Origin of the sequence: Ramlibacter henchirensis (assembly GCF_004682015.1) — a bacterium.
GTDB lineage: Bacteria > Pseudomonadota > Gammaproteobacteria > Burkholderiales > Burkholderiaceae_C > Ramlibacter > Ramlibacter henchirensis.
This window is the reverse complement of record NZ_SMLM01000001.1, coordinates 1-26,253: the sequence shown is the minus strand read 5'-3', so window position 1 is coordinate 26,253 and position 26,253 is coordinate 1. Positions and strand designations below refer to the sequence as shown.

Genomic DNA, 26,253 nt, shown 5'->3' with positions numbered 1-26,253 from the left:
AGCGGCACACTGGCCGGCTGCACCCGGAGCCACGACTTGGAAGTCTCATTCAGCAAGGAAATCGAACTCCTGCGCAAGAAGCGCGGCGAGGTGTTCCACGGCGAGGGCATCCTCGCCATCACCAAGGCGCTGCTGCAGTCCGGCGTCGCCTACGTGGGCGGCTACCAGGGCGCGCCGGTGTCGCACCTGCTGGACGTGATGGTCCAGGCCAAGCCCTACCTCGACGAGCTGGGCGTGCACGTGGAAGCGTGCTCGAACGAAGCCTCGGCCGCCGCCATGCTGGGCGCGTCCATCCACTACCCGTTGCGCGGGGCGGTGACCTGGAAGTCCATCGTCGGCACCAACGTGGCGTCGGACGCGCTGTCGAACCTGTCGTCCCCCGGCGTGAAAGGCGGTGCGTTGATCGTCGTCGGCGAGGACTACGGCGAAGGCGCCTCGGTGATCCAGGAGCGCACGCACGCCTACGCACTCAAGTCCACCATGTGCCTGCTGGACCCCCGGCCGGACCTGCCGCAGATGGTGAACATGGTGGAGCACGGCTTCCGGCTTTCGGAAGCGTCCAACATGCCGGCGATCCTGGAGCTGCGCATCCGCGCCTGCCACGTGCGCGGCAGCTTCGAGGCCCGGGACAACGTGCCGCCGGCGGTGTCCACGCGCCAGCTGATGGAGAACCCGGCGGCCTTCGACTACATGCGCCTGGCCCACCCGCCGGTGACCTTCCGGCACGAGAAGCTCAAGGCCGAGGAGCGCATCCCGGCCGCGCGCCGCTACATCGTGGAGAACAAGCTCAACGAGCTGATGGCGGGCAAGCACGGCGACGTCGGCATCATCGTGCAGGGAGGCCTCTACAACGCGCTGATCCGCAGCCTGCAGCAGCTGGGCCTGGCGGATGCGTTCGGCGCCAGCGACATTCCGCTGCTGGTGCTCAACGTCACGTATCCGCTGGTGCCCGAACAGGTCGCCGACTTCTGCGCCGGCAAGCGCGCGGTTCTGGTCGTCGAGGAAGGCCAGCCCGAATACATCGAGCAGGAGATCGCGACCCACCTGCGGCGGCGCGACCTGCAGACCCGGCTGCACGGCAAGGACCTGCTGCCCTCGGGCGGCGAGTACACGGTCGAAGTGCTGGCGCAGGGCCTGACGCAATTCGCATCGAGCTACCTGCCGGGCGAAGGGCCCGAATCGGCCAAGCGCTGGCTCACCTCGAACCGCGAAAGGCGCGAAGCCGCCGCGAAGCTGCTGGACACGCCGCTGCCCGCGCGTCCGCCGAGCTTCTGCATCGGCTGCCCCGAGCGCCCGGTGTTCGCTGCGCTCAAGCTCGCGCAGCAGCAGATGGGGCCGGTGCACGTCGCCGCCGACATCGGCTGCCACGCCTTCGGCACCTTCGAGCCCTTCTCGATGGGCCACTCCATCCTGGGCTACGGCATGAGCCTGGCCAGCCGCGCCGGCGTGTCGCCGATGATGCAGAAGCGCACGCTGGCCATCATGGGCGACGGCGGCTTCTGGCACAACGGCCTGCTCACCGGCGTGCAGAGCGCCCTCTTCAACGGGGACGACGCGGTGCTGCTGATCTTCAAGAACGGCTACACCTCGGCCACCGGAACGCAGGAGATCATCTCCACGCCGGGGGAGGACGCCAAGTTCGACGGCGACAAGTCGCGCAGCCTGGCCCACACCAACAAGACCATCGAGTCGACGCTGCAGGGCCTGGGCGTGAAGTGGATGCGCACGGTGCACACCTACGAGGTGGAGACGATGCGCCGCACGCTGATCGAGGCGTTCACCAGCGACTTCAACGGCCTGAAGGTGATCGTGGCGGAAGGCGAATGCCAGCTGGAGCGGCAGCGCCGCATCAAGCCCTGGATCGCGGGCCTGCTGAAGAAAGGCAAGCGCGTGGTGCGCGTGAAGTACGGCGTGGACGAGGACGTGTGCAACGGCGACCACGCCTGCATCCGGCTCTCGGGCTGTCCGACGCTCACGCTCAAGGACAACCCCGATCCGCTGAAGGTCGACCCGGTCGCCACCGTCGTCGACGGTTGCGTGGGCTGCGGCCTGTGCGGCGCGAACGCGCATGCGGCCACCCTGTGCCCGAGCTTCTACCGCGCCGAGGTCGTGCAGAACCCGCGCTGGCACGAGCGCCTTGTCCATTCCCTGCGAGGCGCCGTCGTGCGCGCGCTGCAACCCGCCTGACCCCATGAACGACAAGCACCCCATCACCCTGCTGGTCTGCGCCCTAGGCGGCGAAGGCGGCGGCGTGCTCACCGAATGGCTGGTGGAGACCGCGCGCCTGGCCGGCTACGCGGCGCAGGCCACGTCGATCCCCGGCGTTGCGCAACGCACCGGCGCGACCACCTACTACCTCGAAGTCTTCCCGGTGCCGCTGGCCGAGCTGGGCGGACGCAAGCCGGTGTTCAGCCTGAGCCCGGTGCCCGGCGCGCTGGATGCGCTGGTCTCGTCGGAGCTGCTGGAGACCGCGCGCCAGATCGGCAACGGCATGACGGCGCCCGATCGGACGCGCGTGCTCAGTTCCACCGCGCGACTGCTCACCACGCACGAACGCATGCAGATGGGCGACGGTCGCACCGACCCGGCCGAGCTGCTGAAGCTGGTGCAGGCGTTCAGCCGCGAGCACCAGGTGTTCGACATGAACGCCGTCGCGCGTGAATGCGGCACGGTGGTCAGCTCCGTGCTGCTGGGCGCGATCGCCGGCTGCGGGCTGCTGCCGTTCGAGCGGCGCTTCTATGAAGAGGCGGTGCGCGGCGGCGTGCCGCATGAGAAGGCGAATGCTTCGGCGGTGGCGAGCCTGCGGGGGTTTGCGCGGGCGTTTGAGCTGGTCGCACAACAGCGGCAACAGGCCGCCTTCGTTTCGAAGGTGCTGGAAGAGAAAGCACTGGATTCCCGCCTTCGCGGGAATGACGGCAAGGCCACGGCCGGGAAGGACCCCGTCATCCCCGCGGAGGCGGGGATCCAGGGCTTCCCCGAGCCCGTGCGTGAGATGTACGCGCTCGGCTACGCCCGCCTCGTCGAATACCAGGACCGCGCGTACGCAAACCTGTATACGAAGCGCCTGCAATCCGTGCTGGACGCCGAGCGCGAGGCCGATCCCGCCGGCGCGAACGCCTTCGCCATCACCCGCGAAATGGCCCGCTGGCTCGCCTTGTGGATGGCCTTCGACGACATCGTGCGGGTGGCCGACCTGAAGAGCCGCGCCACCCGGTGGGAGCGCGTGCGCGGCGAAGTCAAGCCGCTGCAGGACGACCTGCTCAAGGTCTACGACCACTTCAAGCCCGGCGTGCCCGAGTTCGCCGCGCTGCTGCCGACTTCGCTCGCGCAGCGCCTGGTCAAGTGGGACCGGCGCCGCATCGCTTCGGGCCGCGAGCCCTGGGCGATGCCGCTGAAGGTCGGCACGCACACGGCCGGCGGCATGCTGGCGCTGCGCACGCTCGCGGGCCTCAAGTGGCTGCGCGTGCGCGGCAGCCGCTTCGCGCTGGAGCAGCAGATGATCGGCCGCTGGCTCGAGGGCGTGCTGCAGGGCACGCGGCGCAGCTGGGCGCTGGGCCACGAGATCGCGCTGTGCGGCCGGCTGATCAAGGGCTACGGCTCGACCAACGAGCGCGGCAAGGAGAACCTGCTGCACGTGCTGGACCACCTCGCCGTCCTCCCCGAAGCCGCCACGGCCACGCGCGCGATCGCCGATGCGCGCGCCGCCGCCCTGGCCGACGACGCGGGCCGTGCGCTCGATGCAACGCTGCTGCAGCACGGCGCGCCGGCGCGGGAAGTGAAGCCGCAGCCGATCCGGTTCATCCGCAAGCCCGCGGCGTCGCGGACCGCCGCATGATTTCCAGAACGAACAATCGAAACGAAGGAGACCGACATGCGTGATTCCCGCTCCCTCTACGGCCCGCGCCGTGCGCTGCTGGCCACCGCCCTGGCCGCAGGCCTGCTGTCATCGCCGATCGCGTTCGCGCAGGGCGCCACGGGGTCGTGGCCCAGCAAGCCGATCCGGGTGGTGGTGAACTTCCCGCCGGGCGGCGCGGCCGACCAGCTGGCTCGCGCGGTCGGCCAGCCGCTGTCGGAAGCGCTCGGCCAGCCTGTCGTGGTGGAGAACCGCGGCGGCGCCAATGGCAACATCGGCGGCGAAGTGGTCGCCAAGAGCGCGCCGGACGGCTACACGCTGCTCATGAGCTCCGGCGGCATGGTCTCGGTCAATCCGCACCTGTACGCGAAGATGCCGTTCGATCCCGCCAAGGACCTGGTGCCGGTGGCTGCCGCCGCGCGCGTGGCGGTGTACCTGATGGCCAAGCCTTCGCTGCCGCCTGCCAACGTCAAGGAGTTCATCCAGTACGTGAAGGCCAATCCCGGCAAGCTCTCGTTCGGCTCGCCGGGCAACGGCAGCTCGCCGCACCTCGCGGCCGAGATGATGAAGAGCCAGGCCGGCCTGTTCGCCGTGCACGTGCCGTACCGCGGCGCGGCACCCGCGCTGCAGGACCTGCTGGCCGGCCAGATCGACTTCTATTTCGACCCCGGCATCGGCCTGCAGCATGCGAAGACCGGCCGGCTCAAGCTGCTGGCCGTCGGCAGCATGAAGCGTTCGCCGCTGTTCCCCGACGTGCCAACGCTGCACGAGGTCGGACTGAAGAACTTCGATGCCGACACGGTGTTCGGCTTCTACGCTCCCGCCGGCACGCCGCCGGAGATCGTCAACCGCCTCAACACCGAGATCAACAAGGTGCTGCGGACCAAGCCGATCCAGGACCGCATCGTCGCGATGGGCGGCGAGGCCCTGCCGATCTCGCCGGCCGAGTTCGGCGCAAAGGCGATGGAAGACTCCAAGCGATTCGGAGCCATCATCAAGGAACGCAAGATCGCGGCGGATTGATGGCCAAAGAGATCGTCTACACCCAGCGCGTCGAGTTCGGCGACTGCGACCCGGCGCGCATCGTCTGGTTTCCCAATTTCTTCCGCTGGATCGATGCGGCGTCGCGGCACTTCTTCATCGAGTGCGGCGTGCCGCCCTGGCACGAGACCGAGAAGACGCTCGGCGTGATCGGCACGCCGCTGGTGGACACGCACGCGCGCTTCATCAAGACCGCGAGCTACGGCGACACGCTGCAGATCCGCGTGAGCATCGCCGAGTGGCGCGGCAAGAGCTTCGTGCAGCGCTACCGCGTGACGAAGGGCGAAGAGCTGCTGATGGAGTGCGAGGAGATCCGCATCTTCGCGGGCCGGCGCGAGGGCGGCGGCATCTTCGCGATGCCGATCCCCGACGCGATCCGGCAGCGCTGCGAGTAATCGCGCGTAACGGGCGCTGGACGAGCAGCGCGGCTGGCCATACTGGCCGCTGAAGCTGCGAACCCGCGCCATGGCCGTCCTGCCCGCATCGCTCCGGTCGCCGTTCGGCGCGGCGCTGGTGCTCGGCCTCGCACTCGGCGGCTTCTTCGACGGCATCCTGCTGCACCAGGTGCTGGAATGGCACCACCTGCTGAGCAACCTTGACGCGGTGAGCGACCTGCGAACGCAGATCCTCGCGGACGGCCTGTTCCACCTGCTGATGTTCGTCCTAGCCGTCGCGGCGTTGCTCGCGCTCGGTCGCCGCTGGGGCGCGACGGGCCACGAGAGCGCGGGACGGACGCTGCTGGCAGGCGCGCTCTACGGCTTTGCCTTGTGGCACGTCATCGACGCGGTCGCCTTCCACTGGCTCCTGGGCCTGCACCGGGTGCGGGTCGACGTTCCGGATCCGCTGTTCTGGGACCTGCTGTGGCTGGCCGTGTTCGGTGCGGTGCCGTTTCTCATCGCGCACTGGTTGCGCCGCAAACCGCCCGGCGGCAGCGGGCGCCGCGCGACGGCCGGACTCGGCGTCCTCGTCCTCGGCGGCGGCATCGCATCGGCCTGGCCGGCCAGCAACAGCAGCGACGAAGCGATGGTGCTGTTCCTGCCGGGCATCAGCCCCGTTCACGCTTTCGAAGCGCTCGCGCGCATGGACGCGCGGGTGCGCTGGGTCGACGGCGGCGGCGGCGTGTGGGCTGTGCAGTGGTCGCGCCGGCCTTCCGCGCTCGAGCTGCTGCGCGAAGGTGCGGTGTTGGCGGGTGGAACGGCGCTCGGGCTGGGCTGCGTGGGCTCGATGCGCCTGGCGGAGCGGGGCGCGGGCTCAGCGCTGCAGACGCCCGCGCAGCAGCCAGACGCGGCTGTGCGAGTTCTCCAGCAGCGCGCTGTTGACGACGAGGATGTCGCCGCGCCGGCCGACCGCCAGTTTGGGGATCAGCAGCCCCTGGCTGCTCCCGTTGAAGCCGCCCCCCGGGTCCCGGCTGTGCGGCACCACTGACGCCGCCCCGAAGGTGGAGCCCCCGTCCGTCGACACGGCGAGCGCCAGGGCGCGCGGGCGCTGGCGCAGGTCTTCCTGCAGTTCGGCCAGCACGAACACCGCGCCATTGGCATCCACCCCCAGCGACGGGAATCCGGCGCTCACGTAAGGCGCGGGCAAGTCGGCGACGACGGCCCGCGGCGCTTCCCATCGCCGGCCGCCATCGCGCGAGCGGGCGTACAGCACGCGCTGGCGGCGGAACGGTCCGCCCTCGCTCTCACCCCACGCGAGGTGCACGACGCCCTCGCGGTCCACGGCGAGCCGCGGCGCGTCGGAGTAGCCGCGTTCGCCCACGATCGCCACGTTTTCGAATGACGCGCCGCCATCGGTGGAGCGCGCGATGCGCAGGTCCGCCATGGGATGGTCGCCTTCGGTCCAGGCCAGCAGCACGGCGCCGTCGTTCGCGAGCGCAAGCGTGGGCGCTCGCGCGGGACGTTCGCCGGGGCCGCCCGCGACGCGCCCGGGTTTGGAGAAGCGCTCGCCAGCGTCGGTGGAGCGAGCCACCCACAGCGGGCCGTCGTACTCGGTCCAGGCGGCATGCACGCGTCCGCTGGGCGCCGCGAGCAGGTCGTAGCTGCCGTTGTGCCAGTACTCCGGCGTGATGCGGCCCTTGCCGTCGCCGCCCTGCGAGGACGAGAGGTTCAGCGCCGCCGTGAAGCTGCGCCCGCCATCGGTCGAGCGCGCCAGCAGCATCTCGCCGCCGTGCGAGCCGCCCGAGAAGATGATCTCCTGCCAGAGCACGAGCACGACCTGCGGCCGATCGGGCGCCAGCGCGATGCGCGGAATCCAGGAGAACGTGTCGGGCCGCCGCGAGACATCCACCGGCGCGCCGGCTGCGCTGCCGTCCGCGACGCGCCGCTGCACGAACACGTCCTTGCGAGCCTGGTCGACCCACGCGACGAGCAGCGAACCGTCCGGCGCGATTGCCACCGCCGGGTCATCGACGAAGTCGTAGCGTGAATCGTTCTGCTGCCATGGCCCGCGCACGCCGCGGCCGCGCGCCAGCTCGACGGGTGCTTGCCATTGCAGCCCGTTGCCCGGCGCGGCAAGGGCGCTGCGCAGCGGCAATGCGAGCAGTGGGGCGGCCAGCAGGGTGCGTCGCGGCAACATGAGTGTTGGAGGCAAGCGCCGTACCGACGGTTCGATCGTGTGCGGGACGCTCAGGTGTAACGCCGCGTTCCCGCGCTTGCATTGGGGTCTGGGGCCGCCACATGCTTGCCGGGCCACCTGGCCTTTGCGGAGCCGATCGAATGTTCAAACGCCTGACCTTGTTGTGGACCGTGGTGCGCGGCGACGCGCGCCAGCTGTGGTTCGCGCTGCGGCATCCGGCCGCGCCGGCCTGGCTCAAGTGGGGCACGGCCCTCATCGCGCTGTACCTCATCTCGCCCATCGACCTGATCCCGGACGCGATCCCGTTCGTGGGCGCGCTGGACGACCTGGTGCTGGTGCCGATGGCGATCCGCTGGCTGCTCAAGCGGCTGCCGCCGGAGCTCTCCCGCGCGACCTCGGCCCGCCGCTGAGGCGCGTTGCAACTCCCTCCCCCTCCGGGGGAGGGCTGGGGTGGGGGCACGCACGCGGCTCATGCCAACGAAGTGCTTCTTCGAGCCCCCGGGAGCGCCCCCACCCTAACCCTCCCCCGGAGGGGGAGGGAATCGGTCAAAGAACCAGCACCGCCCGAAAGTCGTTCACGTTCGTGTGCGTCGGCCCGGTCACGACCAGGTCCCCGATCGCGCTGAAGAACCCATACGCGTCGTTGCGGTCCAGGTGCCGGTCCGCCTTGAGGCCGAGCGCCGCCGCGCGGCGCAGCGTGTCCGGCGCGACGAAGGCGCCGGCGTTGTCCTCGATCCCGTCGATGCCGTCGGTGTCCGCCGCCAGCGCCCACACCTGCGCCTGGCCTTGCAGCGCCTGCGCCAGCCCAAGGCAGAACTCGCCCGCGCGCCCGCCACGCCCGCGCGGCGTGCCCTCGGGCTGCTTGCGGACGGTCACGGTGGTCTCGCCGCCGGACAGGATCACGCAGGGACGCGAGAAGGGCTGCCCCTGGCGCGCGACGGCCCGCGCGAGCGCGGCGTGCACCTTGCCCACTTCGCGCGATTCGCCCTCCATCTCGTCGCTGAGGATGTAGGCCTCCAGGCCCGCCGCACGCGCCTGCGCGGCCGCGGCCTCCAGTGACTGCTGCGGCGTCGCGATCATGTGCACCTCGTGGCCGGCGAAAGCGGCGTCGCCGGGCTTGGGCGTCTCCAGCGAGCCCTGCTCGAGCCGGCTCTTGATCGCGGCCGGCGCCTCGATGCCGTAGCGCTGCAGGATCGCGAGGGCATCCGCGCAGCTCGTCGCATCCGGCACCGTCGGCCCGCTGGCGATCACGGAAGGATCGTCGCCGGGCACGTCGCTGATCGTCAGCGTCACCACGCGCGCGGGCGCGCACGCCGCGGCCAGGCGGCCGCCCTTGATGCGCGACAGGTGCTTGCGCACGGAGTTCATCTCGCCGATGTTCGCGCCGCTGTCCAGCAGCTGGCGGTTGATCCGCTGCTTGTCCTCCAGCGTCAGGCCCTCGGCGGGCAGCGTCAGCAGCGCCGAACCGCCGCCCGAGATCAGGCACAGCACCAGGTCGTCGGCCGTGAGCCCCTGCGCGAGGGCGAGGATCCGCTGCGAGGCTGCAAGTCCTGCTGCGTCCGGCACGGGGTGCGAGGCTTCGACCACTTCGATGCGCTGGGCCAGGCCCTGCGGCCTCGGTGGCGTGTGCCCGTAACGGGTGACGACGAGGCCCGAGAGCGGCGCGTCCTTCGGCCACAGCGCTTCGACCGCGTGGGCCATCGACGCGCCGGCCTTGCCCGCGCCCAGCACCACCGTGCGGCCGCGCGGCGGCGGCGGCAGGAAGGCGGCCGTGTTGTGCAGCGGCAGCGCGCGGCGCACCGCAGCGCGGTACAGGTGTTCGAGGAAGGCGCGCGGTTCGGCGCGCGGGTCCGGTGGAAGTCTGTTCATGTTCATTCGCCGATCACGGTGACCACCACGCTGCGGTGCTGCGGTTCGGTGCGGTGTTCCCAAAGATAGAGGCCCTGCCAGGTGCCCAGCAGCAGCCGGCCGTCGCCGATCGGCACGGTGAGCGATTCGCCGCTGAGCAGGGTGCGCGCATGCGCGGCCATGTCGTCCGGGCCTTCGGTGTCATGCCGGTACGCGGGGTCGCCGTCGGGTGCAAGCCGCGCGATCACGGTCTCGAGGTCGCGCCGCACGTGGGGGTCGGCGTTCTCGGTGATGATCAGCGAGCAGCTGGTGTGCTGGGCGAACAGATGGACCAGGCCGGTGCGCACGCGCGAATGCGCGACGACGTCGGCGACCGCGTCGGTGATGCTGCGCGTGCCGCGGCCGGGGGTGGCGAACTGGAGCGTGGTCTGGTGGTGCACAGCGGGATTGTGCCGTCGGGCAAAGACCGTTCAGTCGACCTTCGCCCCATCCCGAAACCACTGCCCCACCACGGCCCGCTCCTGCTCGGTCAACCCGGTGGCGTTGTTCAGCGGCATGAGCCGAGTCACCACCGTCTGCTGATACACCGAAGCCGCGTGCTGGCTGAGCGCCTCCGGCGAATCGAGGCGCACGTTCTTCATCTGCAATTGCGCGCCGTGGCACTGGTAGCAGCGCTGCTCGAGGATGGTTTTCACCTGCGCATACCCCGCCACCTTCGGCGCGCCCGGCGCGACCGCAGCCGTACCCGGTGCCGGAGAGAGCCAGATCGCGGTGGCCACGATCGCAGCGATGCCCACCGCCGCATAGGGCAGCGGATGCCGGTTGCGCCCCAGCTTCCACCCGTGCCGCAGCACGAAGAACTGGCGGATCGCGGCGCCCGCGAACATCAGCAGCACCAGCACCACCCAGTTGCGCGGGTGGCTCCACAGGAAGCTGTAGTGGTTGGACAGCATGGCCAGCAGCACCGGCAGCGTGAAGTAGGTGTTGTGCACGCTGCGCTGCTTGCCGCGCTTGCCGTGGATCGGATCGACCGGCCGGCCCTCGCGGATGGCCGCGACCACCTTGCGCTGGCCCGGGATGATCCAGAAGAGCACGTTGGCGCTCATGGCCGTGGCGATCATCGCGCCCACCAGCAGGAAGGCGGCGCGACCCGGGTACCAGTGGCAGGCCAGCCAGGAAGCGACAGCGACCAGCACCGCGGCCAGCGCGCCGACGATGGCGTCGCCCTTCTCGCGATCGCCGAACACGCGGCAGACCACGTCGTACGCGAGCCAGAAGACCACCATGAACCCGACCGCGGTGGCGCCCGCCGCCAGCGGCGACCAGTCCATGAGCGACTTGTCGACCAGGTAGCTGCCCGCGTTCCACAGGTAGGAGATCGAGAACAGCGCGAAACCGGAGAGCCAGGTCGTGTAGCTCTCCCAGTAGAACCAGTGCAGGTGCTGCGGCAGCTTCGGCGGGGCCACGGCGAACTTCACCGGGTGGTAGAAGCCGCCGCCGTGCACCGCCCACAGCTCGCCGCTCACGCCCTGGCGCTTCAGGTCCTCGTCGACCGGCGGCGTGAGGCTGGAGTCGAGGAACACGAAATAGAACGACGACCCCACCCAGGCGATGGCGGTGATCACGTGCAGCCAACGCAGCAGCAGGTTGGCCCAGTCAAGAAGGTAGCTTTCCATTTGTCGGTGGTTCAGGCGCGCGGCGGCGCCGCTTGCAGGAGTTGGGCCAGCGCGCTGACGGCGACGACGGCCGGCTGCTTGCCGGCGATGCCGGGCACGCCGATCGGGCAGTGCACCGCATCGAGCTCCGCGGCGGTGAAGCCGCGCTGTTCGAGCCGGTGGCGGAAGGTGGCCCACTTGGTCTTGCTGCCGATCAGGCCGACGAAGGGCAGGTCGGCGCGCTCGCGCCGGCGGTGAAGGCACGCCGCGAGGACGTCCAGGTCCTCGGCGTGGCTGAAGCTCATGATCAGCACGAGGCTGCCGGGTGCGAGGCCGGCGACCGCGCGATGCACGGGATCGGAATGCTCGCCGCGCACGTTGGCAGGCAGCGGCGAAGGGAAGATCTCGTCGCGGCTGTCGATCCAGGTGAGGTCGAAGGGCAGGCCTTCCATGCGCAGCGCGATCGCACGGCCCACGTGGCCACCGCCGAACAAGGCCACCGGCGTCGCGCGTTCGGTCAGCCGCACTCGAAGCGAAGCGACGTCGTCGGCCGTGACGCGTTCGAACGCGAGGTGCACGACGCCGCCGCAGCACTGGCCCAGGCTCGGGCCGAGCGCGTAGCGGCGCTGCTGCGGTGCGGCATCGCCCTTCGCCAGCACATCGCGCGCAGTGGCGATCGCGTCGAACTCCAGCCGGCCGCCGCCGATGGTGCCGATCTCGCCGTTCTCGAACACCAGCATCCAGGCCCCGGGTTCGCGCGGCCCCGAGCCTTCGACCGAAGCCACCGTGACCAGGACGGCCTGCCCCTGTTCGGCGAGCGCAACAAACCACTCGTTCATGTTTCAGCACCGCTCATCGGTGACCGGCTGCAACAACGGCACTCGGCAGTAATCTGGGTCATCCGTACGCGCGGGGCCCTCGTTGGCCGAAGACGTGACGACGTTCGTCCGTGGGAAAGGGGCGGCCTTAGCGCCCCCGAGGAGATGAAATGAAGAAAGCAATCGCAATGCGCCTGGGAGGGTGGTCGGCCATTTCGGCAGCGGTCTTGCTGGCCGCCTGCAGTTCCGCTCCGCCGCCTGCTCCGGAGGCCGCCCCGGCACCGGCGCCGGTCGCAGCACCCCCGGTGCTGGAGACGCCCAAGCCCCCGCCGGCCGTCGCCGAGGACCCCATCACCAATCCGCGCGTGTCGCAGGCCACCACGCCGCGCGCCTACCGCCGCGACGCCGCCACGCACCTCTATGGCCTGCACGGCGGCCGCATCTACAAGGGCCGCATGCCGCCACTGCTCTACGCCGTGGGCGTGCTGCAGGTCGAGGTCGATCGCAACGGCTCGGTCAAGGAAGTCAGCTGGATGCGCGCGCCCAAGCACGCGCCCGAGGTGATGGCCGAGATCGAGAAGATGGTGCGCGCCGCCGCGCCCTACCCCGCGCCCGCCAAGATCGGCCGCGTGACCTACACCGACACCTGGCTGTGGCACAAGAGCGGCCGCTTCCAGCTCGACACGCTGACCGAAGGCCAGGACTGAGCGGTCACGAGCCACGGTAGGTCGAATAGCTCCACGGGCTGACCAGCAGCGGCACGTGGTAGTGCTCCTGGGGCCGGGCGATGCCGAAGTCCAGCATCACCTGGTCCAGGAAAGGCGGCTCGGGCAGCGCGACGCCCTTGCCACGGAAGTAGCCGGCGACATCGAAAGCCAGCCGGTAGGTGCCCTGGCGCAGCTCGGCGTCCTTGTACAGGGGACCGTCCGGGTTGCGGCCATCGGCGTTCAGGACGAAGCGGCGCACCAGCGCCGGCTGTCCCCCCTGCATCGTGTAGAGCGCCACCGCCATCCCGGCGGCCGGCGTTCCATGCATCGTGTCCAGGACATGGGTGCTCAGGCCCATCGGCGCTCCTCGTTTGGTCCACAGAAGTGTATACACTTTTGGCGCACGCCACTATCATCGCCCCGTGCAGCCGACCACCACCAGCGTCATCGTCCATGAGCTCACCCAGGCCATCGCCGGCCACCGCTTGCAGCCGGGCACGAAGCTGGCCGAGCAGAAGCTGGCGGACCACTTCGGCGTGTCGCGCACGCTGGTGCGGCAGGCGCTGCACCAGCTGGCGCAGAACCGGCTGGTGACGCTGGAGCCGGCGCGCGGCGCCTTCGTGGCGGCGCCGACGGTGGAAGAAGCCCGCCAGGTGTTCGCGGTGCGCCGCATGCTGGAAGCGGGCATGGCAAGAGCCTTTGCCCGCGAAGCCACGCCGGCCCGCATCCGCGCCTTGCGCGAACACGTCGCCGCCGAAAAGGCCGCCGTGGATGCGCATGACGCGGCCGAAGGCATCGAGCTGCTGGGGGATTTCCACGTGCGCATGGCCGAGCTGATGGACAACGAGGTGCTGGCGCAGATCCTGCGCGACCTCATCTCCCGCAGCTCGCTCGTGACCCTCATGTACCAGCGCGCCGGCGCCGCCCGCCACTCGCAGCAGGAGCACGTGGAGATCGTGCGGGCGCTGGCGGCGCGCGATGCGGAGAAGGCGGTGCGGCTGATGGAGGAACACCTGCTGAACGTCGAGGCCAGCCTCGCCTTCGACCGGCCGCCGCCCACCCACGACATCGCCCAGGCGCTCGCGGCCTGAGCGGGGAAGGAAGGACAACGTGCCCGCGATCTACGACAGCAGCGCCTCCTATCCGCGCGACCTCGCCGGCTACGGCCGCAACCCGCCGCATCCGCAGTGGCCGGGCAAGGCGCGCGTCGCCGTGCAGTTCGTCCTGAACTACGAGGAAGGCGGCGAGAACGCGGTGCTGCACGGCGACCCGGGCTCCGAGCAGTTCCTCTCCGAGATGTTCAACCCGGCGAGCTATCCGGCGCGCCACCTGAGCATGGAGGGCATCTACGAATACGGCTCGCGCGTGGGTGTGTGGCGCATCCTGCGCGAGTTCGAGCGGCGGCGCCTGCCCCTCACGGTGTTCGGCGTCGGCATGGCGCTGCAGCGTTACCCCGACGTGGCCCGCGCGTTCGTCGAGCTGGGGCATGAGATCGCCAGCCACGGCTGGCGCTGGATCCACTACCAGGAAGCCGACAAGGCGCTGGAGCGGGAGCACATGCGGCTGGCGATCCGCGCCATCGAGCAGCTCACCGGCGTTCGCCACGGCACGCCCGGCGCGATCCACGGCGCCGGCTGGTACACCGGCCGCGACAGCCCCAACACGCGCAAGCTGGTGGTGGACCAGGGCGGCTTCGAATACGACAGCGACTACTACGGCGACGAGCTGCCGTTCTGGATGAAGGTGCGCCGCTCCGACGGCATCGTGGTGCCGCACCTGGTCGTGCCCTACACGCTGGACGCCAACGACATGCGCTTCTCGCTCCCGCAAGGCTTCTCGCAGGCGGAGGATTTCTTCGTCTACCTGCGTGACAGCTTCGACGCGCTCTACGCGGAGGGCGACCCGGACGGCCTGAACCAGCCGAAGATGATGAGCGTCGGCATGCACTGCCGCCTGCTCGGCCGCCCGGGGCGCATCGTCGCCCTGCAGAAGTTCCTGGACCACATCGAGCGGCACGACCACGTGTGGGTCTGCCGCCGCGTCGACCTGGCGCGCCACTGGAAACTGATCCACCCCTACCCGGCGGGATAGCCATGACCCTCACCCTCGAAAGACTGAACTCCGCCAGCGTGCAGGAGGCGGCGGCCCTGCTCGACGGCCTGTACGAACACTCGCCGTGGATCGCACAGGCGGCGATCGGGCAGCGGCCCTTCCGCTCGCTCGCGCATCTGAAGCACGCGATGGCGCGCTTGGTGGAGGAAGCGGGCGAAGAGCGCCAGCTCGCGCTGCTGCGGGCGCACCCGGAACTGGCGGGCAAGGCGATGGTGGGCAAGTCCCTCACCGCCGAATCCACCCGCGAGCAGGACAACGCGGGCCTGACGAACTGCACGCCCGCCGAGTTCGACCAGATCCAGCGCCTGAACGCCGACTACAACGCCAAGTTCGGCTTTCCCTTCATCCTGGCCGTGCGCGGGCCGCGCGGCACGGGCTTGTCGCGCGCCGAGATCATCGAGACGTTCGAGCGGCGCCTGGCCAACCCGGTGGACTTCGAGCGTGCCGAGGGCCTTCGCAACGTGCACCGCATCGCGGAGATCCGGCTGAACGACAAGTTCGGCGTGGCGCCCACGCAGGGCGAGCAGGTGTGGGACCAGTTGGAGCGCCTGTCGCAGTTCAGCGACCCCGGCTACAAGGACAAGGGTCAGCTGACGGTGACCTACCTGACCGATGCGCACCGATCGGCCTCGGCGCGTATCGAGCAGGACATGAAGGAGGCGGGCTTCGACGAGGTGTCCGTCGACGCGGTGGGCAACGTGGTGGGCGTCTACCAGGGCGCTTCCGCACAGGCGAAGCGGTTGCTGACCGGCTCGCACTACGACACGGTGCGAAACGGCGGCAAGTACGACGGCCGGCTGGGCATCTACGTGCCGATGGCCTGCGTTCGCGCGCTGGCGAAAGCGAAGCGTCGACTGCCCTACGGCCTGGAGGTGATCGCGTTCGCGGAAGAAGAAGGCCAGCGCTACAAGGCCACCTTCCTCGGTTCCGGCGCGCTGATCGGCGCCTTCGATCCTGCCTGGCTGGACCAGCGGGACGCCGACGGCGTCAGCATGCGAGAGGCGATGCACCATGCCGGCCTGCCGGGCACGGTGGAGGCGATCGCGGCGCTGCGGCGCGAGCCGGCGCGCTATCTCGGCTTCGTCGAGGTCCACATCGAGCAGGGCCCGGTGCTCAACGAACTGCACCTGCCGCTCGGCGCGGTCACTTCGATCAACGGCGGCGTGCGCTACCTGTGCGAGGTGATGGGCATGGCCAGCCACGCCGGCACCACGCCGATGAACCGGCGGCGCGATGCGGCCCTCGCCGTCGCGGAGCTGGCGTTGTTCGTCGAGCAGCGAGCGGCGCGCGATGGCGACTCGGTGGGCACCATCGGCATCCTCAACGTGCCCGGCGGCTCCACCAACGTGGTTCCCGGCCGCTGCCAGTTCACGCTGGACCTGCGCGCGCCCAACGACCGGCAGCGCGACGCGCTGGTGGATGACGTGCTGGCGCAGCTCAAGGCCATCTGCGAGCGCCGCGGATTGCGCTTCACGTGCGAGCAGACCATGCGTGCCGCCGCCGCGCCCAGCCATCCGCAGTGGCAGGCGCGATGGGAGCGGGCCATCGAGGCCTTGGGCGTGCCTTTGCACCGCATGCCCAGCGGCGCCGGCCACGATGCGATGAAGCTGCACGAGGTGATGCCGCAGGCCATGCTGTTCGTGCGCGGCCAGAACTCGGGCATCAGCCACAACCCGCTGGAGAGCACGACGGCCGACGACATCGACCTCGCGGTGCAGGCCTTCTCGGACCTGCTCGAGCAACTCGCGGGTGAGACCCGATGAACGATCACGCCAAGCTCGACGCCTGGATCGACGCGCATTTCGACGAGGAAGTGCGCTTCCTCCAGGAACTGGTGCGCGTGCCGACCGACACGCCGCCCGGCAACAACGCGCCGCATGCGGAGCGCACCGCGCAACTGCTCGAGGCCTTCGGCTTCCAGGCCGAGAAGCATCCTGTGCCCGCGGCCGAAGTGCACGCCGCGGGCCTGCAGTCCATCACCAACCTGGTCGTGCGCCGCCGCTATGGCGAAGGCCGGGTGGTCGCGCTCAACGCGCACGGCGACGTCGTGCCGCCGGGCGACGGTTGGAAGCATCCGCCCTACGGCGCCGACATCGAGGACGGTTTCCTCTACGGCCGCGCGGCCGCGGTGAGCAAGAGCGACTTCGCGACGTTCACTTTTGCCGTTCGCGCGCTCGAATCGCTCGGTGCGCCCCTGGCCGGCGGCGTCGAGCTGCACTTCACCTATGACGAGGAATTCGGCGGCGAACTGGGTCCGGGCTGGCTGCTCAGGCAGGGCATCACCCGCCCCGACCTGCTGCTCGCGGCCGGCTTCAGCTACCAGGTGGTGGTGGCACACAACGGCTGCCTGCAGATGGAAGTGACGGTGCGCGGCGAAATGAGCCACGCGGCCATCCCCGACAGCGGCACCGACGCCCTGCAGGGCGCGACGCACATCCTGCAGGCGCTCTACCGGCTCAACGAGCAGTACAAGCAGGTGCGCTCCCGGATCGAGGGGATCACGCACCCGTACCTGAACGTCGGCTGGATCGCGGGCGGCACCAACACCAACGTCGTGCCCGGCAAGGTGGTCTTCAAGCTGGACCGGCGGATGATCCCCGAAGAGAATCCCGCGCAGGTCGAAGCCGCGATCCGCAGGACCATCGAGGAGGCCGCCGCGAGCTTCCGTCCGCCGCGCGGCGGCAGCGGCATCCAGGTGGAAGTGCGCCGGCTGCTGCTGGCCCGATCGATGGTGCCGCTGCCCGGAAACGAGCCGCTGGTCGACGCACTGCAAAAGCACGGGCAGGCGATGTTCGGCCAGCCCATCCCGGCCGTCGGCACATCGCTCTATACCGACGTTCGCCTCTACACCGAAGCCGGAGTCCCCGGAGTCATCTACGGCGCCGGCCCGCGCACCGTGCTCGAGTCCAACGCCAAGCGCGCGGACGAACGGCTGAGCCTGGAGGACCTGCGCCGCGCGACCAAGGTGGTGGCGCGGACGCTGCTCGATCTGCTGGAGGGGAAGGCGGGAAGCACTGGATCCCCGCCTTCGCGGGGATGACGGAAGGGTGCGGAATCACACGGCAGGCGCGGACGACCCGGAAGGGCAGAGCGTGCGCCTACCCACCTCTTCAATTGCCGTCGCAGACGGCACTCCGGTCGCGCGCAATAGCATGCAGCGCGGCCGCCCATTGAAAAAGGCCGGGCTTTGCCCGGCCTTTTTCAACATGCTTTCACGCCGCGCTGGAATCGCGCAGCGATTTCAGTGCGCTCAGCGAACGCGGCCGCGACGGAAGAGATTCACGATGGCCAGCAGGATGACGGCGCCGACGAGCGATACCAGGACCGATCCGATGCTGATGCCTTCGTTGATGGTGGGAACGCCCACCATCGGGGAGATCACCCAGCCGCCGATGAAGGCGCCCACGATGCCCACGATCACGTTCAGCAGGATGCCCTGCTGGCCGTCGGTGCGCATGATCAGGCTGGCCAGCCAGCCGACGATCCCACCTACGATCAACCAAATCAGAAAGCCCATGATGCACTCCTTGAAGCCGCGAACGGCATTTTGTTGATAGTGGCCGGAGCCCGGGTGGGCCCCGACCCCCTGCCACCCCAAAACCGGCAGCCGGTGAAAGCAATATGGTTCTGCATGCCAAGCGCGGGCGTAGTCGCCGATAGAGCCTCACCGTGCGAGCCCGGCGCGCCGAAACGTCAGACAGCCCCTACTTTCACTCGACCATTTCCGGGCCTCGCGCGCCGGGGGAATTTCCGGAGAAGAAAGCAACCCGACAGGGCCGACAATCGCCCGCGGCACCGAACTTGCTTTTTTCGGTTTCTCCTTTTCGTTCCGGACCCGAGGCTATCCATGATCAACAAGAGACTCTTCCTGCAAACCGCCGGCGCCTGCGCGCTTTTCGCCGCCCTGGCGCCCGCCTCCGCGCAAGGGCTCACGCCCATCAAGTTCCAGCTGGACTGGCGCTTCGAAGGGCCCGCAGCGCTCTTCCTGCAGCCGGTGGCCAAGGGCTATTTCAAGGACGCCAAGCTGGACGTGTCCATCGACGCCGGCACCGGCTCGGGGGCGGCGGTGCAGCGCGTGGCCACCGGCACGTACGACATGGGCTTCGCCGACCTGGCGGCGCTGATGGAGTTCCACGCCAACAACCCCGACGCACCGAACAAGCCGGTGGCGGTGATGATGGTCTACAACAACACGCCGGCCGCGGTGATGGCGCTCAAGAAGTCCGGCATCAAGTCGCCAGCCGACCTGAACGGCAAGAAGCTGGGCGCCCCGGTGTTCGACGCGGGCCGCCGCGCTTTCCCGATCTTCCAGAAGGCCAACGGCATCTCCGCCGCCAACTGGGTTTCGATGGACCCGCCGCTGCGCGAGACGATGCTCGCCCGCGGCGACGTCGACGCGATCACCGGCTTCTCGTTCACCTCCCTGCTCAACCTGGAAGCGCGAGGCGTCAAGCTCGACGACGTCGTCACCATGCCCTATGCCGACCACGGCGTGAAGCTCTACGGCAACGTGATCATCGCCTCCCCCAAGCTGGTCAAGGAGAACCCGGCCGCGATCAAGGCGTTCCTGTCCGCGTTCACCAAGGGCGCCAAGGAGGTGATGGCCAACCCGGATGCCTCGATCGAGTACGTCAAGCAGCGCGACGGCATCATCAACACCGACCTGGAGAAGCGCCGCCTGCGCATGGCCATCGACGCGGTGGTTGCGAGCCCCGACGCGCGCGCCGAAGGCTTCGGCCAGGTCAACCCCGGCCGGCTGTCGCTGATGGCTTCGCAGGTCTCGGACGCGTTCAACACCAAGACGCGCGTCAAGGCCGACGAGGTGTGGAACGGCAACTTCCTGCCCGCAAAGGCCGAACTCAACGTCCTTCCTCCGGCGAAGAAGTGAGCGCGGTGTCCGGCACCGCCTTCATCGACTTCGAAGACGTCTGGCTGGCCTACAACGACGAACTGCTCGCCGCCGGGCAGTTCGCGGTGGAGGCCATCGACCTGCAGGTCACGCAGGGCGAATTCATCGCCATCGTCGGCCCCTCGGGCTGCGGCAAGTCCACCTTCATGAAGCTGGCCACCGGCTTGCGCATGCCCTCGCGCGGACGCATCCGCATCGACGGCCAGCCGGTCACCGGGCCGCTCAAGATCTCCGGCATGGCGTTCCAGGCGCCTTCGCTGCTGCCTTGGCGCACGACGGTGGACAACGTGCTGCTGCCGCTGGAGATCGTCGAGCCCTACCGCAGCAACTTCAAGGGCAAGCGCGCCGAGTACGAGCAGCGCGCCCGCGCGCTGCTGCAGAAGGTGGGCCTTGCCGGCTACGAGGACAAGTTTCCCTGGCAGTTGTCGGGGGGCATGCAGCAGCGCGCGAGCATCTGCCGCGCGCTGATCCACGAGCCCAAGATGCTGCTGCTGGACGAGCCCTTCGGCGCGCTGGACGCGTTCACCCGCGAGGAGCTGTGGTGCATCCTGCGCGACCTGTGGACCGAGCAGCGCTTCAACGTCATCCTGGTCACGCACGACCTGCGTGAGTCGGTCTTCCTGGCCGACACCGTCTACGTCATGAGCCGCAGCCCGGGGCGTTTCGTCGTGAAGAAGCAGATCGAGATGCCGCGCCCGCGCGAACTGGAGATCACCTACACCAAGGAGTTCACCGACGTGGTGGCCGAGCTGCGCGGGCACATTGGCGCGATCCGCAAGCCGGCCGCGGAGGTGGCGCGATGAAGGCGACCCGGCATTTCGAGCGCTGGGCGCCGCTGCTGCTGGCCGTCGCGCTCGTCCTGCTCTGGCAGGTGGGTGTCACGGGCTTCCAGGTGCCGGAGTTCATCTTCCCCAGCCCCTGGCAGATCGCGCAGCAGTTCGCCGAATTCAAGGGCCCGCTGATGGCCGCAGCCTGGAGCACCTTCTGGGTGACGATGGTGGGCTTCGGCCTGGCGATCCTGGTTGGCGTGCTGCTCGGTTTCCTGATCGGCTCTTCGCGCGTCGCCTATGCCGCGGTCTATCCGCTGATGGTGGGCTTCAACGCCGTGCCGAAGGCGGCCATCGTGCCGATCCTGGTCGTGTGGTTCGGCATCGGCATCGGACCGGGCATCCTCACCGCGTTCCTGATCTCGTTCTTCCCGATCATGGTGAACATCGCCACCGGGCTGGCCACGCTGGAGCCGGAACTGGAAGACGTCTTGCGCGTGCTCGGCGCGAAGCGCTGGGACGTGCTGGTGAAAGTGGGCCTTCCGCGCGCCATGCCGTACTTCTACGGCTCGCTGAAGATCGCGATCACGCTGGCATTCGTGGGCACGGTGCTGGCGGAGATGACGGCGGGCGACTCGGGCATCGGCAACCTGATCCAGACGGCGGGCAGCCAGCAGCGCATGCCGCTGGCCTTCGCCGGCCTGGTGGCGATCAGCATCATGGCCATGGCCATGTACGAGCTGTTCAGCTGGATCGAGCGCCACACCACCGCGTGGGCGCACCGCGGTTCGCAGAACGCCTAGGCACGAATGGCGTGGCACGCGCGGCTGCGGCTGGACCTGCGGCGGGAAGGCGAACGTTGCCTTGCGCGCTTCGAGCACCACGGCCCGCTGCGCGTGCTGCAGACGCTGTACCCGGAAGGGGGCGCGATCTGCCATAACGTGCTGGTGCATCCGCCCAGCGGCCTGGTGGGCGGAGACGAGCTGGACCTGCACATCCGCGTGGGCGCAGGCGCGCACGGGCTGGTGACCACGCCGGGCGCTGCCCGCTTCTATCGCAGCGACGGCGCACCCGCGATCCAGCGCACGCGCATCGAGGTCGAGGCCGGCGGCCGCTTCGAATGGCTGCCGCTGGAGGCGATCTGCTACAGCGGCTGCATCGCCGAGAACCGGCTCGACCTCGCGCTTGCGCCCGGCGCAGAGATGCTGGGCTGGGACGTGTGCGCACTCGGCCTGCCGGAAGCCGGCCAGCCGTTCGCCTCGGGCAGCCTCCTGCAGCACCTCGCGCTGGGCGATCAGTGGCTGGAGCGCGGGCGCCTCGAAGCGGCCAACTCGCGGCTGATGGAGGGTCCGCTGGGCCTGGCGGGCCGGCGGTGCCTCGCCACGATGTACTTCGCGTGCGGTGAGCCGATCGAGTCCGGCAGGCGCGAGCTCGCTCTCGAACTCGCGCGCGAGGCGATCGCGGCCCATTCACTCGCCGCGGATGCCGGCGCCACGTCGCCGTCCGATGGCGTGGTTGCCGTGCGCGTGCTCGCACCATTGGTTGAGCCGGCCATGGAGCTGCTTCGGTCGATCCGCAATGCCTGGCGACCCGCGCTATGGCACTTGCCCGCCGTGACGCCGCGCCTGTGGGCGCTTTAGACCTCGGCTGTTCGTAGGCACCCACCTGCAAGTTCGTTCCTACGGGGACGACGGTAGCGCTCCGCCCCGAGTGTCTCGCCTCCTCCGGCACCAGGCGTGCGGTCCGGCACCTAGAGTGAGCCCATCCAGATCCGCCAGGAGTCCAACATGAAACGCAAGCATCCGATGCGCTCGCGCAAGGGCCTGCTGTCGTTTGCGGCCGCGTCCTTGCTCGCCATGACGGCCGCGACCGCCCAGGTGGCGGGCGTGGGCGCGACGGGCATCGACGCCACGGGCCAGTACCAGTCCGAAGTCCAGGCCTGCCGCGACGGTCGCACCCAGCAGGACATCGACACGTGCCTGCGCGAGGCGCGCAACGCCGAAGCCGAACGCAGGAAGGGCACGCTGCGCGTGCAGGGAGCAGATCACCACGCCAACGCGATGGCCCGCTGCGAGCCTTTCACGAACGAGGAAGAGAAGGCGGCCTGCAAGGCCCGCGTGCTCGGCTTCGGCAACATGACGGGCAGCGTGGCCGGTGGCGGGGTGCTGCGCGAAGTCGAGACGGTCGTCGCGCCGCAGGGCACGACGGAACTCACGATCCAGCCCAAGACCTCGGAGCCGGTCGTGCTCGTCCCGGTGCCGATCCGGCCGAACGCGCCGCAACCGCAGCAGTAGCGCAACACTTCGCAGCACGCGGGGGCAGCTCGTTACCCCCGCTCTTCCTCACGCGCCCCGCGCCGCGGCTCGTAACAGAGCCAACACGGGGCGTTGTCCTACATGCGTCTTCCACGCCGCCGCTAGTCTTGCGATCGTCGGCCGTTGCGGCCGGGCCATGGCAAACACAACCGGGGAAGCAGGAAGTGAAAGCAGAGCAGACGACCGGCGCGAAGGCGCCCGCCCACAAGGAAGTCGCCCAGGCGCGCCACGGCTACCGCAACGAGGTGAACTGGGAAGGGGGCTCCGGCCGCCAAGAAGACCCGCCGCTCGGGCATTGGCAGCTCAAGGGCCGCCAGCCCTACAGCAACCAGGGGTCCGAAGAAACACAGAGCCCCGCCGCGAGCGAGGAGTACGCGGAAGGAAACCGCGCCGAGCGGTCCGGCCGGAACCTGGAGCAGCTCGAGCGCGTGAAGAGAAGGCCCTGAGGGGTACGGCGCCAGGGCACGCCGGAGTGCCGCGGCGTCAGAGCACGCCGAACAGCATCAGCAGGATGATGATGGTGAGCGGAACGCCCAGCAGCCAAAGGATGACCGGCATTTGAAGCTCCTTGGTTGACGTTGATGCTCCCAAGGTAGCTGCGGCTTCGGCCGCGCCGTGCCGGGCGGCGGCACCAGTCGAGGTAGGCACAAGCCTACCGGCACGTCTCAGATCGTCACCAGCCGGCGTACGCCGTCGGCTTCCATCGACTCGCCTTCCCCCTGTGCAATGACCTCGCCCCGCTCCATGACGAGGTAGCGGTCGGCCAGTTCGCGCGCGAAGTCGTAGTACTGCTCGACCAGCAGGATCGCCATATCGCCCCGGCCGGCCAGCATGCGGATGACGCGGCCGATGTCCTTGATGATGCTGGGCTGGATGCCTTCGGTGGGCTCGTCCAGCACCAGCAGCTTCGGGCCGGCCGCGAGTGCGCGCGCAATCGCCAGCTGCTGTTGCTGGCCGCCGGAGAGGTCACCGCCGCGGCGGCCGAGCATCTGCCTGAGCACCGGAAAGAGTTCGAACAGCTCGGCGGGGATCGCGGTGCCGGCCGGCCGATAAGCCAGGCCCATTCGCAGGTTCTCCTCGACCGTCAGCCGCGCGAAGATCTCGCGGCCCTGCGGCACGAAGCCGATGCCGGCGCGGGCGCGCTGGTACGGGGTCCACTGCTGGATCGGGCGGCCGAGAAACTCGATCGCACCGGACTTGATCGGCACCAGCCCCATCAGCGATTTCAGCAGCGTGGTCTTGCCCACGCCGTTGCGGCCCAGGATCACGGTGACCTGCCCCGCCTGCGCCTCGAGGCTGACGTCACGCAGGATGTGCGAACCGCCGTAGAACTGGTTGACGTTGCGGACGTTCAGCATAGGGAGGCGGAGACCAGTACGCAGAAAGCGCAGAAAGGACGCGGAAAAGAGAAATGAATCATTGAAGACCTCTGCGTTTTCCGCGTTCTTTCCGCGCTTTCTGCGTACGGGTGTCCGCTTTCACCGCCCAAGATAAACCTCGATCACCCGCTCGTCGTTCTGCACCTGCTCGAGCGAGCCCTCGGCCAGCACCGCGCCTTCGTGCAGCACCGTCACCTTCCCCGAGATGGTCTTGATGAAGCCCATGTCGTGCTCCACCACCATCAGCGAGTGCTGCCCCTTCAATGACAGGAACAGTTCGGCCGTGCGCTCGGTCTCCTCGTCGGTCATGCCGGCCACGGGTTCGTCCAGCAGCAGCAGCTTCGGGTCCTGCATCAGCAGCATCCCGATCTCCAGCCATTGCTTCTGCCCGTGGCTGAGGGTGCCCGCGAGCCGGTTCACGTGATCGGCCAGGTGGATGGTGCGGAGCACGGAAGCGAGCCGGTCCGATTGCTCCGAATCGAGCGAGAAGAACACGCAGGCGCGAACGCCCTTGTCGGTCTTGAGCGCGAGCTCCAGGTTCTCGAACACCGTCAGCTGTTCGAACACCGTGGGCTTCTGGAACTTGCGGCCGATGCCCAGCTGCGCGATCTGCGCCTCCTTGTAGCGGAGCAGGTCGATCGTGCTGCCGAAGAACACGGTGCCGCTGTCCGGACGGGTCTTGCCGGTGATGATGTCCATCATCGTGGTCTTGCCCGCGCCGTTGGGTCCGATGACGCAGCGCAGTTCGCCGGGCGCGATGTCCAGCGAGAGCTTGTTGATTGCGCGAAAGCCGTCGAAGCTCACGCTCACGTCCTCGAGGTACAGGATGCGGCCGTGGCTCACGTCCACTTCGCCGCGCGTGAGCAGGTGGGCGAATCCGGCGGCGCGCCCGCCGGATTCGGTCTTGCCGGGGGCCGCGCCGGCTGCCGCCGCCGCGGCGCGTCGCGCCCCCTCCTCCATGAGGTCCGGTGTCATTGACACCCCCCCACGCTTGTCACTTCGTGTACTGCGCTGCCCCCCAAGGGGGCGTTCGCACCTTGGGGCGGCCCGGCGGTGCTCATGCGGACCTCCTCTTCCAGACGCGGCGCGCGAGCCCCGCGATGCCGTCCGGCAGGAACAGCGTGACGACGATGAAGAGGCCGCCGAGGAAGTAGAGCCAGAACTCCGGCGCGCTCACCGTCAGCCAGCTCTTCGCCCCGTTGACCACGAACGCACCGGCGATCGGCCCGACGAGGGTGCCGCGGCCGCCCACCGCGGTCCACACCGCGATCTCGATGGAGTTGGCCGGGCTCATCTCGCCGGGATTGATGATGCCCACCTGCGGCACGTACAGCGCGCCGGCCACGCCGCACATCACTGCCGACAGCGTCCACACCGCGAGCTTGAAGCCGACGGGGTTGTAGCCGGAGAACATGACGCGCGATTCGGCGTCGCGGATCGCCTGCAGCACGCGGCCGAACTTGGCGCTGACCAGCCAGCGCGCGAGGAGGAAGAAGGCCAGCAGCGTCAGCCCGGTGATGACGAACAGCGTCATGCGCATCTGCGGCGTCTGCAGCGCGACGCCCAGGATTCGCTTGAAGTCAGTGAAGCCGTTGTTGCCGCCGAAGCCTGTCTCGTTGCGGAAGAAGAGCAGCATCGCCGCGTAGGTGAGCGCCTGCGTGATGATCGAGAAGTACACGCCCTTGATGCGCGAGCGGAAGGCGAAGTAGCCGAACACGAAGGCCACGACACCGGGCACGGCGACGATCAGCAGGCAGGTGGCGAGGAAGCTGTCGGAGAAGGTCCAGTGCCAGGGCAGCGCCTTCCAGTCCAGGAACACCATGAAGTCGGGCAGCTCGCTCCTGTAGTGCCCGTCGCGGCCGATCTGCCGCATCAGGTACATGCCCATCACGTACCCGCCCAGCGCGAAGAACAGGCCGTGGCCGAGCGACAGGATGCCGGTGTAGCCCCAGATCAGGTCCATCGCGAGCGCGGCGATGGCGTAGCACATGATCCTCGCGGTGAGCGCCACCGCGTAATCGCCCATGTGGAAGGCGCTGTCGGCCGGGACGGCGAGGTTGAGGATGGGAGCGACGGCGCAGACGAGGATCAGGGCGAGGAGGAAGGCGGTCCAGCCGGTTTTGGTCAGGAGCGGCGCACGTTGCGGCAACTCTTGCTCCCTCCCCCTCTGGGGGAGGGTTGGGGTGGGGGCACGCCCCGCCCCTTGGTCCGCGCCCCCAGCCTCGCGCGTGCCCCCACCCTGCCCTCCCCCAGCGGGGGAGGGTTCCAATACCGC

Annotated in this window: 26 protein-coding genes; 17 read left to right on the top strand and 9 right to left on the bottom strand. The window is 69.3% G+C overall.

Annotation, left to right across the window (positions count from 1 at the left end; all coding sequences use genetic code 11):
• Positions 1–36 precede the first annotated feature (36 nt).
• The 6 genes from EZ313_RS00130 to EZ313_RS00105 all read left to right on the top strand — a co-directional run bounded on the left by EZ313_RS00130 (position 37) and on the right by EZ313_RS00105 (position 7,878).
• Entirely contained in the window at positions 37–2,187 is a 2,151-nt protein-coding gene (locus EZ313_RS00130) for a thiamine pyrophosphate-dependent enzyme (protein ID WP_135261209.1), read from the top strand.
• A gap of 4 nt (positions 2,188–2,191) precedes the next feature.
• Positions 2,192–3,835: an indolepyruvate oxidoreductase subunit beta family protein gene (locus EZ313_RS00125; RefSeq protein ID WP_135261208.1), complete on the top strand. Its 1,644-nt coding sequence runs from the start codon at positions 2,192–2,194 to the stop codon at positions 3,833–3,835.
• 36 nt (positions 3,836–3,871) lie between these two features.
• Positions 3,872–4,876, top strand: a complete 1,005-nt coding sequence (locus EZ313_RS00120) for a Bug family tripartite tricarboxylate transporter substrate binding protein (RefSeq protein WP_135261207.1) — start codon at positions 3,872–3,874, stop codon at positions 4,874–4,876.
• On the top strand, positions 4,876–5,289 hold the full coding sequence (locus EZ313_RS00115) for an acyl-CoA thioesterase (protein ID WP_135261206.1): 414 nt from the start codon (positions 4,876–4,878) through the stop codon (positions 5,287–5,289). Before EZ313_RS00120 ends, EZ313_RS00115 begins: the two co-directional genes overlap by 1 nt.
• Before the next feature lie 70 nt (positions 5,290–5,359).
• The gene (locus tag EZ313_RS00110; RefSeq protein WP_135261205.1) at positions 5,360–6,319 is read left to right on the top strand and encodes a DUF2243 domain-containing protein; all 960 of its coding nucleotides are present in this window, start codon (positions 5,360–5,362) and stop codon (positions 6,317–6,319) included.
• Between the two features lie 1,289 nt (positions 6,320–7,608).
• Positions 7,609–7,878, top strand: a complete 270-nt coding sequence (locus tag EZ313_RS00105; RefSeq protein WP_135261204.1) for a YkvA family protein — start codon at positions 7,609–7,611, stop codon at positions 7,876–7,878.
• Positions 7,879–8,014: 136 nt separating this feature from the next.
• On the opposite strand, the gene EZ313_RS00100 is transcribed toward EZ313_RS00105, so the two are convergent.
• From EZ313_RS00100 to xdhC, 4 genes are read right to left on the bottom strand one after another with little or no spacing between them, the layout of a single operon-like run.
• Positions 8,015–9,337: a glycerate kinase type-2 family protein gene (locus tag EZ313_RS00100; RefSeq protein ID WP_135261203.1), complete on the bottom strand. Its 1,323-nt coding sequence runs from the start codon at positions 9,335–9,337 to the stop codon at positions 8,015–8,017.
• A 2-nt stretch (positions 9,338–9,339) separates the two neighbouring features.
• Positions 9,340–9,756 carry a secondary thiamine-phosphate synthase enzyme YjbQ gene (locus EZ313_RS00095; RefSeq protein ID WP_135261202.1) on the bottom strand — a complete coding sequence of 139 codons (417 nt, stop codon included), beginning with the start codon at positions 9,754–9,756 and terminating at the stop codon, positions 9,340–9,342.
• A 30-nt stretch (positions 9,757–9,786) separates the two neighbouring features.
• Positions 9,787–10,992, bottom strand: coding sequence for a urate hydroxylase PuuD (locus tag EZ313_RS00090; RefSeq protein ID WP_135261201.1), 1,206 nt, complete (start codon positions 10,990–10,992; stop codon positions 9,787–9,789).
• Positions 10,993–11,003: 11 nt separating this feature from the next.
• Entirely contained in the window at positions 11,004–11,810 is an 807-nt protein-coding gene (gene xdhC, locus EZ313_RS00085) for a xanthine dehydrogenase accessory protein XdhC (RefSeq protein ID WP_135261200.1), read from the bottom strand.
• 149 nt (positions 11,811–11,959) lie between these two features.
• On the opposite strand from xdhC, the gene EZ313_RS00080 reads away from it, so the two are divergent.
• Positions 11,960–12,496: a hypothetical protein gene (locus tag EZ313_RS00080; protein ID WP_135261199.1), complete on the top strand. Its 537-nt coding sequence runs from the start codon at positions 11,960–11,962 to the stop codon at positions 12,494–12,496.
• 4 nt (positions 12,497–12,500) lie between these two features.
• Here EZ313_RS00080 and uraH read toward each other — a convergent pair whose 3' ends face one another.
• Entirely contained in the window at positions 12,501–12,854 is a 354-nt protein-coding gene (gene uraH / locus EZ313_RS00075; protein ID WP_135261198.1) for a hydroxyisourate hydrolase, read from the bottom strand.
• Between the two features lie 64 nt (positions 12,855–12,918).
• On the opposite strand from uraH, the gene EZ313_RS00070 reads away from it, so the two are divergent.
• The 4 genes from EZ313_RS00070 to EZ313_RS00055 are packed head-to-tail and all read left to right on the top strand — an operon-like array spanning position 12,919 to position 17,648.
• Entirely contained in the window at positions 12,919–13,587 is a 669-nt protein-coding gene (locus EZ313_RS00070) for a GntR family transcriptional regulator (protein ID WP_135261197.1), read from the top strand.
• Between the two features lie 19 nt (positions 13,588–13,606).
• Positions 13,607–14,587, top strand: coding sequence for an allantoinase PuuE (gene puuE / locus EZ313_RS00065; RefSeq protein ID WP_167772446.1), 981 nt, complete (start codon positions 13,607–13,609; stop codon positions 14,585–14,587).
• Between the two features lie 2 nt (positions 14,588–14,589).
• Positions 14,590–16,371 (top strand): 2-oxo-4-hydroxy-4-carboxy-5-ureidoimidazoline decarboxylase, encoded by a 1,782-nt coding sequence (gene uraD / locus EZ313_RS00060; RefSeq protein ID WP_135261196.1) that lies wholly within the window; start codon positions 14,590–14,592, stop codon positions 16,369–16,371.
• Positions 16,368–17,648 carry a M20 family metallopeptidase gene (locus tag EZ313_RS00055; protein ID WP_135261195.1) on the top strand — a complete coding sequence of 427 codons (1,281 nt, stop codon included), beginning with the start codon at positions 16,368–16,370 and terminating at the stop codon, positions 17,646–17,648. The genes uraD and EZ313_RS00055 overlap by 4 nt, the downstream gene beginning before the upstream one ends.
• A gap of 210 nt (positions 17,649–17,858) precedes the next feature.
• Here EZ313_RS00055 and EZ313_RS00050 read toward each other — a convergent pair whose 3' ends face one another.
• On the bottom strand, positions 17,859–18,125 hold the full coding sequence (locus EZ313_RS00050; protein WP_055891594.1) for a GlsB/YeaQ/YmgE family stress response membrane protein: 267 nt from the start codon (positions 18,123–18,125) through the stop codon (positions 17,859–17,861).
• 333 nt (positions 18,126–18,458) lie between these two features.
• Here EZ313_RS00050 and EZ313_RS00045 point away from each other — a divergent pair, with 333 nt between their 5' ends.
• The 6 genes from EZ313_RS00045 to EZ313_RS00020 all read left to right on the top strand — a co-directional run bounded on the left by EZ313_RS00045 (position 18,459) and on the right by EZ313_RS00020 (position 23,045).
• A complete protein-coding gene (locus tag EZ313_RS00045) occupies positions 18,459–19,496 on the top strand; it encodes an ABC transporter substrate-binding protein (protein WP_240788598.1) in 1,038 nt (345 codons plus the stop codon).
• A gap of 5 nt (positions 19,497–19,501) precedes the next feature.
• A complete protein-coding gene (locus tag EZ313_RS00040) occupies positions 19,502–20,320 on the top strand; it encodes an ABC transporter ATP-binding protein (protein WP_240788488.1) in 819 nt (272 codons plus the stop codon).
• The gene (locus EZ313_RS00035; RefSeq protein WP_135261192.1) at positions 20,317–21,087 is read left to right on the top strand and encodes an ABC transporter permease; all 771 of its coding nucleotides are present in this window, start codon (positions 20,317–20,319) and stop codon (positions 21,085–21,087) included. Before EZ313_RS00040 ends, EZ313_RS00035 begins: the two co-directional genes overlap by 4 nt.
• A 6-nt stretch (positions 21,088–21,093) precedes the next feature.
• Positions 21,094–21,924 (top strand): urease accessory protein UreD, encoded by an 831-nt coding sequence (locus EZ313_RS00030; protein WP_135261191.1) that lies wholly within the window; start codon positions 21,094–21,096, stop codon positions 21,922–21,924.
• Positions 21,925–22,071: 147 nt separating this feature from the next.
• Positions 22,072–22,578, top strand: a complete 507-nt coding sequence (locus EZ313_RS00025) for a hypothetical protein (RefSeq protein ID WP_135261190.1) — start codon at positions 22,072–22,074, stop codon at positions 22,576–22,578.
• Positions 22,579–22,763: 185 nt separating this feature from the next.
• Positions 22,764–23,045: a hypothetical protein gene (locus EZ313_RS00020; protein ID WP_135261189.1), complete on the top strand. Its 282-nt coding sequence runs from the start codon at positions 22,764–22,766 to the stop codon at positions 23,043–23,045.
• A 219-nt stretch (positions 23,046–23,264) separates the two neighbouring features.
• On the opposite strand, the gene urtE is transcribed toward EZ313_RS00020, so the two are convergent.
• From urtE to urtC, 3 genes are all read right to left on the bottom strand, one after another.
• Positions 23,265–23,957, bottom strand: a complete 693-nt coding sequence (urtE, locus tag EZ313_RS00015; protein WP_135261188.1) for an urea ABC transporter ATP-binding subunit UrtE — start codon at positions 23,955–23,957, stop codon at positions 23,265–23,267.
• Between the two features lie 120 nt (positions 23,958–24,077).
• Positions 24,078–24,953 carry an urea ABC transporter ATP-binding protein UrtD gene (gene urtD, locus EZ313_RS00010; RefSeq protein WP_135261187.1) on the bottom strand — a complete coding sequence of 292 codons (876 nt, stop codon included), beginning with the start codon at positions 24,951–24,953 and terminating at the stop codon, positions 24,078–24,080.
• A gap of 82 nt (positions 24,954–25,035) precedes the next feature.
• On the bottom strand, positions 25,036–26,127 hold the full coding sequence (gene urtC / locus EZ313_RS00005) for an urea ABC transporter permease subunit UrtC (RefSeq protein WP_135261186.1): 1,092 nt from the start codon (positions 26,125–26,127) through the stop codon (positions 25,036–25,038).
• Positions 26,128–26,253 lie beyond the last annotated feature (126 nt).